Source organism: Ornithinimicrobium cavernae, from assembly GCF_003121625.1.
GTDB classification, from domain to species: domain Bacteria; phylum Actinomycetota; class Actinomycetes; order Actinomycetales; family Dermatophilaceae; genus Ornithinicoccus; species Ornithinicoccus cavernae.
In genome coordinates, this window is the sequence record NZ_QDDJ01000004.1 from 62062 (window position 1) to 80634 (window position 18573).

An 18573-nucleotide genomic window follows, 5' to 3' on the forward strand; every position below is an offset into this window, starting at 1 on the left:
CACTTGCCCGTAGTTGTCCATAGATGTCTATACTCCTCTGAGTTTGAGTCTCAACGAAGAGGACACGATGCAGAAGCACCCGATCATCATTGACAACGACACCGCGCAGGACGACTGCGTCACGATCCTGCTCGCTCTGACGGACCCCGCCGCAGACCTGCGAGCGATCACGACGGTCGCCGGCAACGTGCCCTTCGACCGGCAGGTGGCCAACGCGCAGATGACGCTGTCGGTGGCCGGCAGGCTGGGCGACGTGCCGCTCCACCTGGGGTGCCGCCAGCCCATGCTCCGGCCGTGGGTGTCCGCCGAGGAGGTCCACGGAGACGGGTCGGGTGGGCTCGAGATCGAGCTCGACCCCGACGCCATCTCCGACGAGCACGCCGTGGATGCGCTCATCCGCCTCACCGCCGAGCAGCCCGGTGAGATCAGCGTCGTCGCCATCGGTCCCCTGACGAACATCGCGACCGCCGTGGTCAAGGACCGCCGCTTCGTCGAGAACGTCAAGAGCCTCTACATCATGGGCGGCTCCAACAACGGCCGCGGCAACACCACCTCCTCGGCCGAGTTCAACTTCTACGTGGACCCCCACGCTGCCCAGATCGTGATGGAGGCCGGCTTCACGGACCTGCACATCGTGACGTGGGACCCGATCACCATCCGCGACGCGACCTACTCCCGCGCGCGGTACGACCAGCTGACCTCGATCGACACCCCGATCGCCGCGTTCTTCAAGAAGGTCTGTGACGCCACGCTGAGCTTCAACGAGTCCGTCGGCATCGACGGCTCGACGCACCCGGACTCCATCACCCTGGCCGCCCTCCTCTATCCGGAGCTGGTGCTCGAGGAGGGCCGCTACCGCGTGGACGTCGACACCCAGTCGGAGCTGACCATGGGCTACTCGGCCATGGCCTGGGACAAGTTCGGCTCCGAGGCGAACGCCCACGTCGTCGAGCGCATGGACGGTGAGGCCTTCTACGACATCCTCGCCCGCATGCTCCAGACGCCGTCCGTGCCGAGCCGCCCCATCGACGGCCTGGCCGGCTGACCCGCCGGATCGGAGAGGAACAACCATGGCATTCTTCTGGGGCCTGGCAGGGGTCTTCCTGCTGCTCGCGATCGCCCTCCTGTTCTCTGTCGACCGTCGCAAGGTCCGCATCCGCACCGTCGGGGTGGCCCTCCTGGTGCAGATCGTCTTCGGCGCGCTCGTCCTGTACTGGCCGCTGGGTCAGCGCGCCCTCAAGGGCGCGAGCGACGGCGTGCAGATGGTGATCGACTCCGCCAACGCGGGCATCGAGTTCGTGTTCGGTCCGCTCCTGGACAGCGGCTTCAGCTTCGCCATCCAGGTGCTGCCGGTCATCATCTTCGTCGCCGCCCTGACGTCCGTGCTCTTCCACCTGGGCATCCTGCAGGTGCTCGTGAAGATCGTCGGCGGGGCGTTCGCGAAGCTCTTCGGCACGACGACGCCGGAGTCGATGAACACCGCGGCCAACATCTTCCTGGGGCACACCGAGGCCCCGCTGCTCATCAAGCCCTACCTGAAGCGCCTCAGCCAGTCGGAGCTGTTCGCGGTGATGACCGGCGGCATGGCCACCGTGGCAGGTTCCGTCCTCGTGGGCTACGCCCTCATGGGGGTGCCGTTGGAGTTCCTGATCGCGGCGGCCTTCATGGCTGCTCCGGGTGCCCTCGTGATGGCCAAGATCGTGATGCCGGCCGGCGCCGAGGTGCCGGAGGCCGGCGCCGAGGGGCGCCTCACGAAGGTCCTGGCCCGCAGCAGGAGCCGCGATGCCGTGGCCGTCTCCGCCGGGAGCGCCGGATCGGTCGCCGTGCAGGACCGGGACCGCCCGGCTGCTGCCGTGGACCCGGTCGAGGATGACCTCCAGGACGGGGATGAGCAGCCGGACGAGGCCGACACGCGTGCAGCGAACGTCGTGGAGGCCGCCGCCCGCGGCGCCGGCGAGGGGCTGCACCTGGTGCTCAGCATCGGCGCCATGCTCATCGCGTTCATCGGCCTGATCGCCCTGGTCAATGTCCTGCTCGGTGCCGTCGGCGGCTGGTTCGGCTACCCCGACCTGACCATGCAGGCCATCCTGGGCTGGATCCTCGCGCCCGTGATGTTCGTCCTGGGTGTCCCGTGGGGCGAGGCAGCGGCCTCCGGCAGCTTCGTCGGCCAGAAGATCGTGCTCAACGAGTTCGTGGCCTTCTCGGAGTTCGGTCCGGTGGTGGACACGTTCTCCGTCAAGACGCAGGCCATCGTGACCTTCGCCCTGACCGGCTTCGCCAACTTCGCCGCCATCGCCATGCAGATCGGCGCGCTGGGCGGACTGGCACCGAACCAGCGCACCCGCATCGCACAGCTGGGTATGCGGGCCGTGCTTGCCGGGACCCTGGCCAACCTGATGAGCGCCACGATCGCCGGCGTCATGGTGAGTCTCTGAGACACCTGCGCTCGCACCCGCGGCTCGGCCACGCGCAGGGGCTCAGCCGTTCGATCGACATGAAGGACTGACAGACCATGATCCTTGTTGTAGGAAGCTACGGCGCCGGCATCACTATCCGAGTGCCTCGCGTCCCCGACGCCGGTGAGACGATCAGCGGCTCGACCCTGAACATCGGCCACGGCGGCAAGAGCTCGAACCAAGCGGTGACCGTCGCCCGGCAGGGCGGTCAGGTCAGCCTGCTCACCGCTCTCGGTGACGACGCCTTCGCCGACGCGGCCCGGACCATGTGGACGCAGGAGGGGGTCGAGCACACGAGGGTGAAGACCAGCCAGGGATCCACCATGGCCGGGGTCATCGTCGTGGAGCCCAGCGGCGAGAACCGCATCGCCATCGCCCCGGGTGTCCTCGACGAGCTGACACCGGAAGATCTCGAGGCCCACCGCGAGGCCTTCGCCGCGGCCGACGTCGTCGTGGTGTGCCTCGAGGTGCCGGTCGCGACCGCGGAGCGCGCCATCACCCTCGCCCGGGAGAGCGGCGCCACCGTGGTGCTGAACCCCGCCCCCGCAGCGTCACTGCACCACGACGTCATCGCGATGGCCGACTACTTCGTGCCCAACGAGTCCGAGCACGAGTTCTACGTCCGCGAGGGCTACCGCGCCCCGGCCACGCAGACCGTCATCGTCACCCAGGGCGGCGACGGCGTGAGCGTCACCACCGGCGACGACAGTGAGCTCCTCGCGCCCCTCATCCAGGACACCGTGGTGGACACCACGGGCGCCGGTGACACCTTCGTCGGCACCTTCGCGGCCGCCCTCGACGCCGGGGAGGAACTGCGCACAGCGGTCCAGCGGGCCATCGTCGCCTCCTCCCTCTCGGTGACCGTCGCGGAGGTCATCCCATCCATCCCAGGGCGCGCCGCCGTCGATGACGCCCTGGCCGACTACCTGCAGAACAACTAGCACCTAGGAGATCAGCATGCAGATCAACAGCCCCCAGGACCTCGCTCCGTTCATCCAGCACACCCTGATCAAGGCCGGCACGACCCACGACCAGATCGTCGCCCACGCCGAGGAGGCCGTGGCCCAGAACTTCGGGGCCGTCATGGTCCCCGCCTCGTGGGTCCCCGAGGTCGCCGCGGTCGTCAGGGGCACCGGCGTCCAGGTCGCCAGCGCACTGGACTTCCCCACCGTGGGTGTCATGACGTCCTACGGCAAGGCCCGCGAGGCCGAGGCCATCGCCAAGGCCGGCGCGGACCAGATCGACATCGGCGTGCAGGTGGGTTGGCTGAAGTCGGGCCGTGAGGACGACTTCCGCAACGACATCGCCGGCGTCGTCGAGGCCTCCGGCGTGCCGGTCAAGGTCATGCTGGAGCTGCCCCTGCTCACCGACGAGGAGAAGGAGCGCGCCGTCGAGCTGGCGATGGATGCCGGCGCGAAGTGGCTCAAGAACGCCTCGTCCGGCGCGATCGAGACGGCGAGCCCGGAGTCCGTGCGCTACCTCGTCGAGCGCATCCGTGAGGGCGTCCTGGTCAAGGCCTCTGGCGCCATCACCGGCTACGACCAGGCAGTAGCCTTGGTCGAGGCCGGGGCCTCCGCACTGGGCACCAGCGCCGGGATGGAGCTCGTGCAGGGCGATACCGCCTCCACCTCCTACTGACGCAAAGGGGCGCAGCGTGCCGGAGACACCTCGAAACCTGATGCTGCCGATCCACGAGCAGATCTCCGAGGCGCTGCGCTCGCGGATCCGGTCGGGCGAGCTGCCGGTCGGCAGCCGCCTGCCGCCCGAGTCCACCCTGATGGAGGAGTTCGGCGTCGCGCGGGGCACGGTGCGCCGTGCCCTGCGCACGCTGAACGAGCAGGGCATCGTCCAGACGCTGCAGGGCAAGGGGACCTATATCCGCTCGGGCCGCCCGGAGCCCTCCATCGCCCAGACCCTGGTCGGGCTCAGTGAGTCCCTGTCCTACTCGGAGAAGAGCCTGACGACCACGGTGCTCACGCAGGAGGTCGTTCCCGTTAGTGCCTACCCCGAGTTCCCCACCAGCGTCGACCCTGCCGAGAAGCTCCTCTACCTGGACCGGATCCGCTACCTGGACAACGTGCCGGTGGCGCGGCTCCGGAACTGGGTGCGCCTGCAGCTCGCTCCGGGCATCGAGTCCACGGACTTCGTCACCACAGCCCTCTTCACCGCCCTGGAGGCGTGCGTCAGGGGCCGCGTGGCGTCCGGCCGGCGCACGTTCGAGGCCGTGCTGGCCGACGGAGACATCGCCGAGTCCCTGGAGATCTCGACCATCGTGCCGCTGCTCTTCCTCAAGCAGGTGACCTACCTGGACGACGGCGACGTCGTGGAGTGCTCCGACGTCTGGATGGACTCCCAGCACGTCACCGTGGCGATGAACCTCGTCAGGTAGCAGTCGACCTCAGGGGTCAGCTCGTCAACCGACGCTGGCTCTCATACAGATCGTTGACCGTCGACGGCTCGAGGCTGGACAGGCCCTCAAGGGCCTCCACCCCACCCGGGTAGTCCGGCCTGAGCCCACTGGAGTCGTCCGCGACGCCACTGATGCCCAACGTCACGCTGGCGGGGGCGATGTCACCCAGGCACACGGCATACGACCGGTCGTTGGTGACCTGCACACCCCAGTGGCTGGTGCGCGCACCGAAGTAGGGGCCGGACTGCGCCGACCCACCCACACTGCCCGTATTGGCAATCTCGATGTTGGTGCGGAGGTTCTCGAACGGCAGCGCGCGGTGGGAGTCGAAGGTGCCCTCGGCCATGACCCCCCGGTGATAGACGTTGCCGGAGGACAGACCCTCGGCGTTGAGCCCGTGCAGGCGGGCACCGTCGACCAACGGGACCGTGAACGGCTCGACCGTGAAGTCCTCGATCAGGTTGTCGTGGGACTGCATCCGGATCACGAACGGGTGGTGGCAGGCCCGACCGGCGACCGTGACGTGGGAGAGAGTCACCGACTTGGCGCCGGTCAGCCCGAAGCCGACGTCGACGTTCTCGACCCGCACCTGGTCCGCCCAGCAGTCGTGCGACGCCTGGAAGTGCAACCCGTTGGACCCCGGGTTCTGGTTGTGTCGGGTCTGGTCGATGAGCTGGTTGCGCACCGTCAGCCGTTCGATGCCGACCCCGGTGACAGCCGGCCCCAGCTCACGCAGGACGGAGGGCCACTCCTGGCTGAGGTCGTGCTTGAGGGGCTGGGCCAGACGCACCGTCCGGTCATCGAGCACCCGCTCGATCCGCACCGGCCACTGGAGCGTGCCGTACTGCGGATAGAAGCCATCGGTGCCGGGCACCAGCTGCGGTGCGCCGGCCACCCAGTCGTAGGCACTGGCGCCCTCGGTGTCACCCGCGAGGTGGACCAGCAGCCTGCTGTCCGGCCGGTTCTCGGTCTCCAACAGGACCAGCTGCCCCTTGCCGAGGCCGGCTGTGGACGACACCGTCACGTCCGTGTCGCCCCGACGTGCCTGCGCGAGGGACGCGAGGGCCGCTCCGGGGATCCACCCCTCGGTGCCGAGCCACTCCTCGGCCTCCAGCTTGGCCTTCACGGCCTCCGGGATCACCCAGATCTGTCCACCCGCCCAGGACCAGCGGTCCTGGTTCTTGGCGTCCTGCCAGTTGTCGCGGTAGCCCTCCTTGAGGGGCCGCGAGAAGTAGAGGACCGTCTCCCTCGTGCTGGCGCCGCGCAGCACCACGTTGGACCAGTGGATGAACAGCGGGCCGCTGAGGTGGTAGGTCCCCGGGGGAACCAGGACAGTGCCGCCGCCACCCTCGCCGGCCGCGCGGACGGCGGCCCGGAACGCGTCCAGGTCGTCGGTGACACCATCTGCGACCGCGCCGAACTGCTTGACGTTGGCGACCACCGGCGGCGTCGCGGGTCGCGCGCCCAGGCGGTAGCCAGCGTGCCGGAAGTCGGCCAGGAGCCGGTGCGTGCCGGGCGAGGTGCGCCACTGCGCGAGCAGCTGCTGGCCGAGGTCCGCACCGCTACTCCGGGCCGCGCCGAACGTCTTCGGTGCTGCCGTCGCGGCTGGGCCCACCAGTGCGGCGGTGGCGCCGGCTGCAGCGATCGAGATCAGGCTGCGACGGCTGAGCTGAGGCAGGGTCGGCTTGTCCACGAGGTCTCCTTCGACGTTGTCCCCACCGCCGTCTGACGTTGTGTCGGACCGAACCGTGGGCCGTCCCGGCAGTGGAGCACTGCCGGGGACGACACCACGAGCGGTTGCCGCTTGTTGCCTCCCACCGTTGAGGCGGCCAGGGTTGTCGCGCAGTCAGGGGCCTTCTGGCCCCCAGATGTCTCCCACCGTGTAGCCCTCCGGGAACGGGTCGTCCTCGGCCAGGACGTACTGGTTGTGCGCGATGATCCACCCTCTCCCCCGGATCGAGGGGAGGATCGCCTCGTGGGAGCCGACCTGCGTGGTCCCGCGCACCGTCCCGACGAAGGTCGTGCCGAGCAGCCCCTGGTGGGAGAACGTGTCGCCGACGGCCATCTCGCCCCGCGCGAACCGGGCGGCCATGCGCGCGGAGGTGCCGGTGCCGCACGGTGACCGGTCGATGACCCCGGTCCACGTCGTCGGGTCCTCGAGGTCGACCACGCCGTTGGGCATCACGACGGCGTTGCGGCCCGCATCAGTCGAGGGGACGTCGGCAGGACCGTGGATCATGGCCAGTCCGATCTCATCGATGCCCTCCTGCAGCGGGTGCCGGACGGCGAAGTGCTGGATCGCGGCGGCGCGGAGGACCGAGCCGGCACGGATCACCTGCGGTGTCTGCTCCTTCGACAGCTCGACACCGAGGTCCCGTGCCCTGGCCTGCACGTAGAACTGGCCGCCGAAGGCGATGTCCACCGGCACGGTGCCGTAGCCGGGCACCTCGAGCGGATAGTCCAGCTCCACGGCGAAGGACGGCACGTTGTCGAAGGTCACCGACATCGCCCGCCCGTTGGCGACCTCCACGTGTGCCTCGACCAGGCCGGCGAGGGTGTCGATGCGCAGCGTGAGCTGCGGGCTGTCCACGGTGACGGTCTGGGTCTCGACCAGGGCCGTGACCGCACAGATGAGGTTGCTGCCGGACATCGCCCGGAAGCCACCCTGCTCCATGACGATCATCGCGAAGTCGCTGTCGGTCTCCACCGGTGGCAGCACCAGCACCGCACACGCCGCGGGGTAGCCCCGGGGCTCGCGCAGCAGCAGCCTGCGCACACCCTCGAAGTGCTCCTGGGCGTGCGCCAGGCGCTCGAGCATGGTGGTGCCCCGGATCTGCAGGTGGCTGGCGATCACCACCTTGCCCAGCTCGCCCTCGGCGTGGACGTCGATGGTGTTGAGGACACGGCGGGTCAGCATGGTTCTCCCTCAGGTCGGGCCGCGGCACCGGTCGGTGCGCTGGCAGGGTGCAGGTGGTGGTCAAGGAGGGCGACACGCTCGGGCAGGTCCTCGACGCGGAGCGGCTCGCCCAGCGCCGGGTCGAGTGCCTCCACGGCCTCGCGTGCGGCGTCGGTCATCAGGACGGTCCCGTCGGGACGGATCTCCTGGACGCCGTCACCTCGCGCCCAGCCGCTGTTCAGGGACACCGCCTCCTCCAGGGTGATGTCCGCGGGGAGGTCCATCGTCACCGAGGCACCCTGCAGCCGCACGGGGTAGCCGCCCGGGAGCCCCTCGGGCGCCGGCACGGACCACCGCAGCGGCGCGGCGCCCGGGAGCAGCGCCTCGATCACGGGGGTGGCGGCCGCGACGGTGAGGCGGTCGAAGTCGCTGCCGGGCTGTCGCGCCGCCGGGAGATAGGGCAGGTCATCAGCCCGCCGGGGTGGGTCGCCGAGGTAGGTCCTGGGCGTCTCCTCCCCCGCCGGCGGCCGGATGCCCTGGGCGGCGGTGAACATCTGGGCGTGGTGACCCACCACCCGGATGAGGTCTCGGCGCGGGTCCAGCCCGGCTGCCTCGGCGGCGCGCAGCAGCAGCATGCCCACATTGCCCAGGCCGACCGTGGGCGCCAGCCCCTGGGTGGCCAGCACCGGACCGGTCACGTCCGGGAAGCAGAGGTTGGCCACCGGGGCGGTGATCCCGGCCTCCCGCACGGCCCGCATCAGCGCCAGCGGCAGGGACACCATGTAGGGCAGGCGGACCGCGAGCCCCGCCTGGGTGATCGCCGTGGCCTCCCGGTCCGAGCGGCCCAACAGGTCCCAGGCGCTGCGCAACGAGGCGCACATCACGAGGACGTCTGGCCTCTCGGTCGCGAGGACCTCGGCGGTGCGGTCGACAGCACTCACGTCGAGCGGGACGCCCCGCACGCGCGCACCAGGCACCTGGGCCAGGCACGCCTGCCGGGCCGCCGCCAGTCGCGCCTCGGAGCGGCCGGCGAGCACCACCTCCGAGACGCCCGCGAGCGCCGCGACCTCAGCGGCCAGGAGGGCACCGACCCCACCCGGACCGATCAGCAGAACCTTCGACACACTTCCCAGCTCCTTGTCATCATCGTGTTCACGTGCCTCAGCCGAGAGCGGCTGCGGCACCTGGCCTCTCCCCGACCTCAGCGGCTCCGACCGGCTCGCTCCGCCGGAGCAGGCCCCACAGGACCACCATGGCGACCCCCGCCGCAACCAGGAACAGGCAGAGGAGCATCCTCAGCACCGGCTCCTGGCTCGCCAGGCCGAAGAGCACCGGCACCAGGGCGGTCCCGCCGTACGCCACCCCCTGCACGAGCCCGGAGGCCGCCTGGGCCACCGCCACCGTGGGGCTCTTGACCGTGATGAGGGAGAGCACGACCGCCAGGCCCGAGCCGTTCCCGATGCCGAGGATGAGACTGCCGACGACGAGCGCGGTGGCGGAGTCCAGCAGGATCAGCGCTCCACCCACCGCCACGCCGGCGAGGAACACCGCCTCGAGCCACTCGAGGCGTCGGGACCGCCGGAGGGCATAGGTCAGGGTCAGGGCGGCCACCAGCTGGCCGACCTGGTTGAGCGAGACCACCACCCCCGCGAGCTCCAGGCTCACCCCCTCGCGCACGATCGCATAGGGGAACCAGGTCAGGAAGACGTAGTAGGCCGAGGACTGGACGAACATCAACACGGTCAGCAGGGTCAGGGTCCGTCGTCCCCGCAGGCTGCGCACGGAGACTCCCGCGCGGCCCGACGGCCGCTGGCTCTGCGCCGGCCGGCGGCCCGCCCCTGCCACCGCCAGCAGGACGAAGACGAGGGGAAAGCCGAGCGCGAGCCGCCAGTCGTCGACGAGGCGGTCGACGTAGACGGCCAGGGCCGCGGCGAGGATCGCCCCAATGTTCAGGCCGATCGCGACCAGGCTGCCCACCACCCGCGGGAGCGACACGAGCCCGGCGATGAAGTTCGGCACCGCGATGTTCAGCGCGCCGATCCCGACGCCCAGCAGCGCCGCCCCCGCCAGGAACGCCCAGCTGGGCCCGAGGCTCCGCAGCACGATGCCGCCACCGGTCACCACCAGCCCCAGGTGCACCATCGCGTGGGGTGTCCACCGGGTGAAGACGGACGGCACCAGCAGGGCTCCGAGCGCGAACCAGAGGAGGGTGGCACCCGCGGCGAAGCCGATGATCCCGGCGCTGATGGTGCTCTCCAGCAGGATGACGGGCACCAGCGGCGACACGACCACGACGGGGGCGCGCAGCACGACGGAGACGGAGAGGACGCGCGCGAGGTCCGGGCCGTGGATGGTCACCACGTCACCTGTCCCCCACTGACGTTGACGGTCTCCCCCGTGATGAACGACGCGGCGTCCGAGCACAGGAACAGCGCCACGTCGGCCACCTCCTGCACCGTCCCCTGCCGGCCCAGCGGGATGTCGTGGACCCGCTCCGTGGCGACCGAGAAGCCCCGCTCGCGGCTGATGGCGTCGGCATGGTCGCGCAGGGCCGTGCCGGTGATGTTGCCAGGAGCGATGGTGTTGACCCGGACGTCGGCCGGCGCCACCTCTGCCGCCAGGACCCGGGCGAAGGACTCGATGGCCCCCTTCGAGGCGCTGTATGCCGAGTAGCCGGGTCTCCCTGACCTCGCCAGCATCGAGGACACCGTCACGATGCTGCCCCTGCCCGCCCGGACCATCGGCCCCGAGGCCTCCCGGCAGGCCAGATAGGTGCCCAGGAGGTTGACCCGCACCTGGTGCTCCCAGTCGGTGGGCGCGGTCCGGTCGACCGTCTCGATGTCGATGACACCCGCCGAGTGCACCAGGTTGTCGAGCCGGCCGAACGCGCTCAGCGCCTGCGCGACGGCCGCCCCGACCGCTGCGGCGTCCGTGACGTCCGCTCCGACGCACAGGCAGGAGGCGCCGTCAGCGCGGGGCCAGGAGGCCGATCGTTCCTCCAGGGCTGCCTGGTCCAGGTCGAGAGCCAGCACGGAGCTGCCGGCCCGGAGGAGGCTGCGGGCGACCTGGGCGCCGATGCCGGACGCGGCACCGGTCACCATGCTCACCTGGCCGCCGAAGTCGAAGATCACCACCGGTCGGCCTCCTGGGCCCGGATCCGCTCGGCCGCCAGCCGGCCGCTGGTGAGGGCCCACCCCAGGTGGTTGCCGTGCCCGGGGAGAGCCAGGCAGGACTGCCCGGCCGCTCCCACGGCATACAGGCCCGGGACCGGCAGACCCCGGTCGGTCAGCACCCGCAGCGACTCGTCGACGTCGAGGCCGCCGTCGGTGAGGATCTGCACCGCTCTGGCCGGGCCGAGCAGCACGAAGGGACCGGGGCGGCCGGCGAGGGCGTCGGTGACACGCTCGGCCGGCGCGCCGATGGTGGCCGCGACCTCGTCAGCCGTCGCGCACCGGTGCCAGAGGTCCCTCCGGAACCGCCGGTAGTCGGACAGCCCGGCGTAGGCGATCCCCGGGGCGGTCGAGATGAAGGCCCCCGAGGTCTCGAACGTCCGGGTCGCGGCACGGTCGAGGACGATGGCGTAGTTCTCGCCGGGCACGAGGGCGTGGTCGTCCCCGGCACCCCAGTCGACCCGCCTTCCCCCGCCGCTCAGGAGCACGGCCCCGTGCTCCTGCACGCTCGGGGACGGCGCCAGATAGGTCGTGGACAGGGCGCTGACGAGCGCCCCGAAGACCCGGCGGGGCGCACGTCCCGCGAGGTGCGCGAGCACGGCGCTGGTCGCCCGGCTCGGCGGGACCCGGCGCAACAGGGTCCGCCCGGCGGGCGCGACGAACCGCAGCTCGTGCGCCCAGCCGGCCCGGCCCGCTGAGCGGAGCACCCCTCCCGCACTCGCGGCCAGGGCGAAGCCGGAGCCGTCGTTGGACGGGTTGATCGGTGGGTAGGCCGTGCCCAGGTGCTGCCGCTTCAGCTCGTCGTTGCCGCTGAAGTCACCCGTCGCCAGGACGACCGCGCGGCTCGCCCGGCACACGAGCTGCTCACCGTCCCGGGTCCTGCCCTCGACGCCGACGACCCGCCCGCCGTCACGCAGGAGCCGTCCGGCGCGGAAGCCGGTGTGCACCTGCCCACCCGTGCTGCGGACACGCCCTTCGAGAACGTGCACATAGATCCCCGCGTGCGGCAGTGCGTTGTAGAGCCGGTGGGCGCTGGAGCCGTCGTCGTGGACCGGCCCCACGAAGCGGATGCCCAGCGACCGCAGCCAGGCCAGGGTGCCGGGGGCGGAGCGCACGAAGGTATGCAGGAGGGTCTCGTGACCGACCCCGTCGCCGCCGGTGAGGGCGGCGATGTCGCGGGCGTGGAGGTCGGGTGAGTCGGGCGGGCCGGCGGCTGCCGCGACGGAACCGACGGCGCGCGCCGTGGTGCCGCCGAGCTGGTCCGCCCGCTCCAGTACCACCGCGGACAGCCCCAGCTCACCGGCCCGTGCCGCGGTCGCGAGACCGGCACCACCGCCGCCCAGGACCACGACGTCGCAGGTGAGCTGCGGCATACTCACTCCTCGTCCGTCGGCACGATCAGTCCGGCGTCGCGCACGGCGTCACGCAGGAACGCGAGCACCCGCTGGGTGATCTCCCAGCGCAGCTGGGCCGCCGGGAGGACGGACCAGTAGCGGCCGTGGTAGTTGATCTCCTCGGGGAGCACCCGGACGAGGGACTCACAGGTGGCGGCGGTGTAGGTCGGCATCACGGCCAGCCCCACCCCCGCCAGGGCCGCCTGCTCGTGCACGTTGAGGTTGTTGGACTGCAGACGGATGAGCTTGGGCAGCTTCTGGCGCAGCGCGTCGAACTCGGGGATCCCGGCGATCGGGTCCTCCGGGTACCAGCTGAGCACGTGGCCCTCGAGGTCGGCCAGCTCGCGGATGGGGCGGTGCCGCACGAGGTAGTCCTCCGAGGCGTAGAGCCCGATCTCGTAGCTGGCCAGGAGCCGGGACCGCACCGACGAGGCACTGGGCCGCGACCGCACGACCGCGACGTCGTAGGACACGCCCTCCCGGCTGGCGAGCGAGGGGGCCGAGACGATGTGCAGGATGATGCGCCCGTCGGCGAGCAGGTCACCGCACCGGGGTGCCAGGATGTTGGCGGCGAACCCGTCGGAGGCGAGCACCGTCCACTCCTCCGGGCCGATCCGGGAGGAGTCGCCCTCGGCGAAGACGTCCACGCCGAGGGCGACCATCCGGGCGGCCGGGAGCAGACCCTCACCGTTGGCGGTGAGGGTCCACCCCGTGCGCGTCCGGGTGAACAACCGGATGCCCAGCGCGTGCTCGAGGCGCTGGATGCGTCGGCTCACGGTGGTGTGGTCGACGCCCAGCTCCTGCCCCGCACGGACCAGGGTGCCGGCATGGGCCAGTACATGGAAGTACTTCACGTCCTCCGCGTCGACCCTCATGCCTGCTCCTCCTGGTCCGTGGGGACCGGTCACCTCACGACTGGGCGATCCAGACCGTCATCGCCTCCTGGTAGGCATCCAGCGCCTCCGGCCCGTTGTCCCGGCCCCAGAACCCGGACTGCCGCAACCCGCCGAACGGCGTGGCGACCGTGCCCTCGCTGTAGCCGTTGATCGCCAGTGTCCCGACCCGGATCTGGTCGGCCCACCACTTGGCCGTTCCCAGATCCTCACACCAGACGGTCGAGGCCAGACCATAGGGCTCGTCATTGATCGCGCTGACGGCCTCCTCCCGGGACGACACCCGCACCAGCTGGGTGACCGGGCCGAAGATCTCGCCCCGCCCGAGCTCGCTGTCCGTGGGGACGTCCGCCAGGATCGTCGGCGGGCACCAGTTGCCCTCCTGCGGCACCTCGGGTGTCGCGAAGACGACCGACGCGCCCTTGGCGACGGCCTCGTCGACCCAGCGCGTGATGCGGTCACGCGCCTCGGCGTTGATGACCGGCCCCATGACCGTGCCCTCGGCCAGCGGGTCGCCGACGGTGATGCTGCGCGCAGCAGCGACGAGGGCGTCCCGGAACTGACCGAACCGCTCGTCGTCGTCGCCGACGAAGATGACCCGGGACGAGGCGGTGCAGTTCTGCCCGCTCGTGCCGAACGCGGCGCCGACCACATCGGCGGCGATGCCCTCGAAGTCGGAGGCGTGCTCCTCGTCGATGAGGTAGCCGGCGCGGCCACCCAGCTCCAGGGACACCTTCTTGAGGTTGGAGCGGGCGGAGTACTCCAGGAACGCCCTGCCGACCTCACCGGAGCCGGTGAACGTCAGGACGTCGATGTCGGGGTGCAGCCCCATCGCCTGGCCGACGCTCGGTCCACCACCGGTCAGGACGTTGAGGACGCCGTCCGGCACTCCCGCCTCGGTCGCCAGGCCCGCGAAGTAGAGGGCGCTCAGCGTGGAGTCCTCGGACGGCTTCAGCACGATGGCGTTGCCCGCCGCCAGCGCCGGCGCGACCTTCCACCCGAGCATGGCGATCGGGTAGTTCCACGGCAGCACCGCCCCGACCACGCCGACCGGGATCTTGCGGACCCATCCCCAACCGCTGGCGTCCTGCAGGAATCGGCCCTCGTCCTGCGTGATGAGGTCGGCGTAGAACCGCAGGTTGGCCGAGACGTCCGGGACGTCCTCCGCCACGCTGTCGGAGAACACCTTGCCGGCCTCGACGGCGTCGAGGTAGGCGATCTCCTCCGCGTGCGCCTCGACGAGGTCCGCGAGCCTCCGGAGGGTCGCGGCGCGCTGCGGCCGGTCCTGCGCCCAGGTCCCGGAGGAGAAGGCGGCGCGCGCGGAGGCCACCGCGGCGTCGACCTGCTCCGCCGAGGCCTCGGACAGTGATCCGAGGACCTCTCCGGTGGCCGGGGCGATCAGCTCGAGGGCGGGACCCTCACCGGTGCGGCGCTCACCGTCGGTGTAGACGCCGCGGTCGTCCTCCAGCAGCTCCTTCAGTGCCAGGGCACCCTTCTCAGACATGGGCAGGCTTCCTCTCCAGCTCCTCGAGTGTGGCAAGCAGCGCCTCGACCGCCTCCGGCGGCGCGGTGGGCAGGGGGGACCGCACCGGTCCCTGCTCCGCACCCCGTCGGCTCAGCGCCTGCTTGATGAGCGAGATGAACGCGGGGCTGTCCTCGATCTGCCCCAGGGGCGAGGCGAGGCCGTCCCACAGGTCGACGGCATCGACCCAGTTCCCGTCCCGGGACAGCTCCCACAGTCGCTGGCACGGGCGGGGCAGCAGCCAGGCGGACGCCGCCACCCAGCCGCTCGCGCCCTGGGTGAAGCCCTCCAGGGCGATCCCGTCGGCGCCGACAAACACCTCGACCTCGTCACCGAGCTCGGCCCGCAGCTCGCGGACCCGGGAGGCCGCGCCCGAGGTCTCCTTGACGCTCCAGAACGTCTCGGTGTCCAGGAGGGTCGCGAGGTGCTCCGGACGCAGGTCGGTGCCGGTGGAGTGCGGGTTGTTGTAGACCATGACGGGCAGGTCGGACACCGACATGATCGAGTGCAGGGCGGCGACCGCGGAGTCGGGCTCGAGCCCTCCGTAGAACGGCGGGGTGACCATCACCGCGTCCGCGCCCCACTGGCCCGCCTGCCTGATCAGCTCGGACACCTTCGGCGGGGCGTAGCCCATGCAGCCCACGACGACGTGGGCCCGGCCGTCGGCGGCCTCGACCACGGCCCGGACCTGGGCCTCCCGCTCCTGGGTGCTGAGCGCCAGGGCCTCCCCGGTGGCACCGAGACAGAGCACCCCGCCGACCCCGGCCTCGATGACGTTGTTGACACCGGCAACCAGGCCGTCGATGTTCTGTGACCCGTCCTCGTGGAACGGTGTGGTGGGCACGGCGAACACGCCGCGCATCGTCTGTTGGCTCACTGCGGAACCATCCTTTCTGGGTATTCGGACATCACTGTGTGAGATTGGGCAACCACGTCAGCAACCAGGGGAAGAAGATCGCCAGGAGGACGAAGAGCAGCTGCAGCCCGATGAAGGGCAGGGTCGCTCGGTAGATGTGTTCGATGCGCACCGCCTTCGGCGCGACGCTCTTCAGATAGAAGATGGCGAAGCCGAACGGCGGGGTCAGGAAGGCCGTCTGCAGCACGACCATGAACAGCAGCGCCCACCAGAGCCCGTCGAACCCCTGGGCGAGCACCACCGGCGTCACGATGGGAGCCGCCAGCATGATGAGCGCCATCGTCTCCAGGAACATCCCCAGGAAGAAGATGAACACGATCGCAAAGGCCAGGACTCCCCAGCGTCCGCCCGGGGCCGCCTCGGCGGCCTTCGTCACCAGGGTCACGCCGCCGACACCGGCGAAGACACCGCTGAACCCGGCCGCTCCCGCGAGGATCCACACGATCATGCTGGAGGTCTTGACCGACGACCACACGGAGTCCTTGGCGACAGTCCACGTCATCCGGCGAGCCACGAGCGCCAGCAGGACCGTGCCGACGACGCCGATCCCGGCACCCTCGGTCGGCGTCGCCGCGCCGGAGAGGATCGACCCCAGCACGACGGCGATGAGGATCGCGGGCAGGATCAGGCCTCGCAGGACCCGGGTGAAGTTCACGGTCGGCTTCGCCTCGTCGCCCGTCGGTTTCGGCAGGGCGTTCGGCCGGAGGAGCCCGACGACGACGATGTAGATGATGTACATCAGCGCGAGGGCGACACCCGCCGCGAGTCCGCCGGCGAAGAGCGCGGCCACCGACACGCCCATCATGGCGCCGTAGACGACCATGTTGAGGCTGGGCGGGATCAGCTGGCCCAGGGTGCCGCCGGCCATCACGACCCCGAGGGACAGTGGCCGGTCGTAGCGGTACTTCAGCATCTGCGGCAGGGCGATGAGCGCCAGCCCGATGACACCGGCGGCCACCACTCCCGAGATCGCCCCGAGGACGGCACCGACGGCGATGCCGGCCATGGCCAGCCCTCCGCGCAGCCGCCAGCTCACCGAGTACAGCGAGTCGAACAGCTCCTCGACGATCTTGGACTTCTCCAGGAGGACCGACATGAGGATGAAGAGCGGGATGGCCACGAGCGTGAAGTTGTTCATCGCGCCGAACATGCTCGACACGACGATGGATGTGCCTCCCGTCCCCCACGCGAGCAGCGCGAAGCTGATCGCGACAAAGAAGAGCGAGAAGGCCACCGGGATCCCGAGCCCGAGGAGCAGGAAGAGCACGATGAACATGCCCAGCGGGATGATCTCCGCCATGCTCATAGCTCGATCTCCTCGTCATCGAAGTCCGGCACGCCGTCGATCCGCCGTGCGGCAAACAGCTGCCGCAGCGCCTCGAGCAGGATGATCGCGGCACCGATCGGGATCATCCACCGGAACCACCAGATCTCCGGGTTGAAGGTCGTCTGGAAGATGCTGCGCTCCCGGACCCTGGTCGACTCCAGGGCCACGAGGCTCCCGTCGTAGACGACGAAGACGCAGACGATGATGATGACGACCATCGAGATGATGTGCAGCACCCACCGCAGGCGCGGTCCGGCCCGCCGCGGCAGGATGTCCACCGCGACGTGCCCCTGGTCACGCAGGACCTGCCCTCCGGCGAGGAGCGCGAGGATGCCGAAGATGAAGATGGACACCTCGAACGGCCAGCTCGGGGCCCGGCTGAACAGGGCGCGCGCCAGGACGTTGTAGAGCACCACCACGGCCAGGACCGGCATCAGGATGGCACCGATCCAGGTGGCACCGCGCTCGATGCGCTGCAGCACGGCTAGCCCTTCGCGGACTCGATGGCGTCCGCCTCCGCGTCATATCCGAGGTCGCGCAGGACCTGGATGTAGCCGGTCACGTACCGCTCGGTGTACTCGTTCTCGTCGGCGTAGCCACCCAGCCACTCGTAGGCCAGCTGACGGGCCTCCTCGACCTCCGCCGCGGGCAGCTCGATGATCTCGGCTCCCTCGTCCACCCACTGCTGGACCGCGTCCTCGTTGTCCTTGGCATAGGCGGTCGAGGAGGCCTCGCGCGCCTTGTCGCGGGCATCGATCACGGCCTGCTGGTAGGACTCCGGGAGGGCGTCCCAGGCCTCCTGGTTGATGATGAGGTCCTTGTCCGAGGTCGGACCGGTGTGCAGGGCCGGCTCGATCACGAAGTCGGTCACCTCGTTCAGACCCATCTCGGCGTTGACGAGGTAGTCGTTGAACTCGGCCCCGTCGACCGTCCCGAGCTGCATCGCGCTGTAGAGCTCCGGCCCGGCGATCGACACCGAGCTGGCACCCAACGTGTCATAGAACTGCCCGGCCACGCCGGTGGCCCGGATGTTCATGCCCTTGAAGTCCTCGAGCGACTCGATCTTGCGGTTCGACATGAAGATCTCGCTCGGCGCGTAGTCGAACGCACCGAGGTGGTGGATGCCGGACTTGGCGTAGACCTCGCCGAAGATCGGGTCCAGGGCCTCCGCCCGCTGGAAGTGCTCCTCGGGACCGGTGAGCGGGTCGCCGGGCAGGCTGACCAGGTTGAAGACCGGGTCCTTGCTGGACCAGTACCCCGTGAAGATGGCGGCGGCGTCCACGGTGCCACGGGAGACGCTGTCATAGGTCTCCGAGATCGGGAACAGGGTGCCGCCGCCGTAGAGCTCGATGGTGAACTTGCCGTCGGTGGCCTTGGAGACCTCCTCGGCGAAGAGCGGCAGGGTGCTCTCGTAGCGGGAGGTGCCGGGGACCTGGTGGGTGGCCAGCCGCCAGGTGACCTCCTCGCCCTCGGCAGCCTCCTGGTCGAGCACGCCGCCGCCGCAGGCTGTCAGCCCCAGCGCCAGCACGAGCGTCACGGAGGTGATGGCTAGGTTTCGTCGCACGTTGTTCTCCTTTGTGGGTGGGGTT

Annotated in this window: 17 protein-coding genes; 5 read left to right on the top strand and 12 right to left on the bottom strand. The window is 70.4% G+C overall.

All coding sequences use genetic code 11. From position 1 onward, the window contains the following. Window positions 1-43 precede the first annotated feature (43 nt). The 5 genes from DA085_RS05180 to DA085_RS05200 all read left to right on the top strand — a co-directional run bounded on the left by DA085_RS05180 (window position 44) and on the right by DA085_RS05200 (window position 4845). On the top strand, window positions 44-1045 hold the full coding sequence (locus DA085_RS05180) for a nucleoside hydrolase (protein ID WP_237565328.1): 1002 nt from the start codon (window positions 44-46) through the stop codon (window positions 1043-1045). 25 nt (window positions 1046-1070) lie between these two features. Then, window positions 1071-2435: a NupC/NupG family nucleoside CNT transporter gene (locus DA085_RS05185; protein WP_109471892.1), complete on the top strand. Its 1365-nt coding sequence runs from the start codon at window positions 1071-1073 to the stop codon at window positions 2433-2435. A gap of 77 nt (window positions 2436-2512) precedes the next feature. After that, window positions 2513-3397, top strand: a complete 885-nt coding sequence (locus DA085_RS05190) for a ribokinase (RefSeq protein WP_109471893.1) — start codon at window positions 2513-2515, stop codon at window positions 3395-3397. A gap of 16 nt (window positions 3398-3413) precedes the next feature. Next, window positions 3414-4094, top strand: a complete 681-nt coding sequence (gene deoC, locus DA085_RS05195) for a deoxyribose-phosphate aldolase (protein WP_109471894.1) — start codon at window positions 3414-3416, stop codon at window positions 4092-4094. 16 nt (window positions 4095-4110) lie between these two features. After that, entirely contained in the window at window positions 4111-4845 is a 735-nt protein-coding gene (locus DA085_RS05200) for a GntR family transcriptional regulator (RefSeq protein ID WP_154402103.1), read from the top strand. Window positions 4846-4861: 16 nt separating this feature from the next. On the opposite strand, the gene DA085_RS05205 is transcribed toward DA085_RS05200, so the two are convergent. The 12 genes from DA085_RS05205 to dctP form a co-directional block, all read right to left on the bottom strand. Continuing rightward, window positions 4862-6559, bottom strand: coding sequence for a glycosyl hydrolase family 28-related protein (locus DA085_RS05205; protein WP_161958415.1), 1698 nt, complete (start codon window positions 6557-6559; stop codon window positions 4862-4864). A gap of 153 nt (window positions 6560-6712) precedes the next feature. Beyond that, window positions 6713-7783 carry a proline racemase family protein gene (locus tag DA085_RS05210; RefSeq protein ID WP_109471897.1) on the bottom strand — a complete coding sequence of 357 codons (1071 nt, stop codon included), beginning with the start codon at window positions 7781-7783 and terminating at the stop codon, window positions 6713-6715. After that, a complete protein-coding gene (locus DA085_RS05215; RefSeq protein ID WP_154402104.1) occupies window positions 7777-8886 on the bottom strand; it encodes a saccharopine dehydrogenase NADP-binding domain-containing protein in 1110 nt (369 codons plus the stop codon). The genes DA085_RS05210 and DA085_RS05215 overlap by 7 nt, the downstream gene beginning before the upstream one ends. 37 nt (window positions 8887-8923) lie before the next feature. After that, window positions 8924-10120 carry an MFS transporter gene (locus DA085_RS05220; protein WP_109471899.1) on the bottom strand — a complete coding sequence of 399 codons (1197 nt, stop codon included), beginning with the start codon at window positions 10118-10120 and terminating at the stop codon, window positions 8924-8926. After that, entirely contained in the window at window positions 10117-10896 is a 780-nt protein-coding gene (locus tag DA085_RS05225) for an SDR family NAD(P)-dependent oxidoreductase (RefSeq protein ID WP_109471900.1), read from the bottom strand. Before DA085_RS05225 ends, DA085_RS05220 begins: the two co-directional genes overlap by 4 nt. Further along, entirely contained in the window at window positions 10890-12305 is a 1416-nt protein-coding gene (locus DA085_RS05230; RefSeq protein WP_109471901.1) for an FAD-binding protein, read from the bottom strand. The genes DA085_RS05225 and DA085_RS05230 overlap by 7 nt, the downstream gene beginning before the upstream one ends. A 2-nt stretch (window positions 12306-12307) precedes the next feature. Continuing rightward, the gene (locus DA085_RS05235; protein WP_109471902.1) at window positions 12308-13201 is read right to left on the bottom strand and encodes a LysR family transcriptional regulator; all 894 of its coding nucleotides are present in this window, start codon (window positions 13199-13201) and stop codon (window positions 12308-12310) included. Window positions 13202-13235: 34 nt separating this feature from the next. Further along, window positions 13236-14723, bottom strand: coding sequence for an aldehyde dehydrogenase family protein (locus DA085_RS05240; RefSeq protein WP_109471903.1), 1488 nt, complete (start codon window positions 14721-14723; stop codon window positions 13236-13238). Further along, on the bottom strand, window positions 14716-15618 hold the full coding sequence (locus DA085_RS05245) for a dihydrodipicolinate synthase family protein (RefSeq protein WP_109471904.1): 903 nt from the start codon (window positions 15616-15618) through the stop codon (window positions 14716-14718). Before DA085_RS05245 ends, DA085_RS05240 begins: the two co-directional genes overlap by 8 nt. A 31-nt stretch (window positions 15619-15649) precedes the next feature. Continuing rightward, the gene (locus tag DA085_RS05250; protein WP_109471905.1) at window positions 15650-16963 is read right to left on the bottom strand and encodes a TRAP transporter large permease; all 1314 of its coding nucleotides are present in this window, start codon (window positions 16961-16963) and stop codon (window positions 15650-15652) included. Then, window positions 16960-17466 carry a TRAP transporter small permease subunit gene (locus tag DA085_RS05255; RefSeq protein WP_109471906.1) on the bottom strand — a complete coding sequence of 169 codons (507 nt, stop codon included), beginning with the start codon at window positions 17464-17466 and terminating at the stop codon, window positions 16960-16962. Before DA085_RS05255 ends, DA085_RS05250 begins: the two co-directional genes overlap by 4 nt. Before the next feature lie 2 nt (window positions 17467-17468). Next, window positions 17469-18548: a TRAP transporter substrate-binding protein DctP gene (gene dctP / locus DA085_RS05260; RefSeq protein ID WP_109471907.1), complete on the bottom strand. Its 1080-nt coding sequence runs from the start codon at window positions 18546-18548 to the stop codon at window positions 17469-17471. Window positions 18549-18573 lie beyond the last annotated feature (25 nt).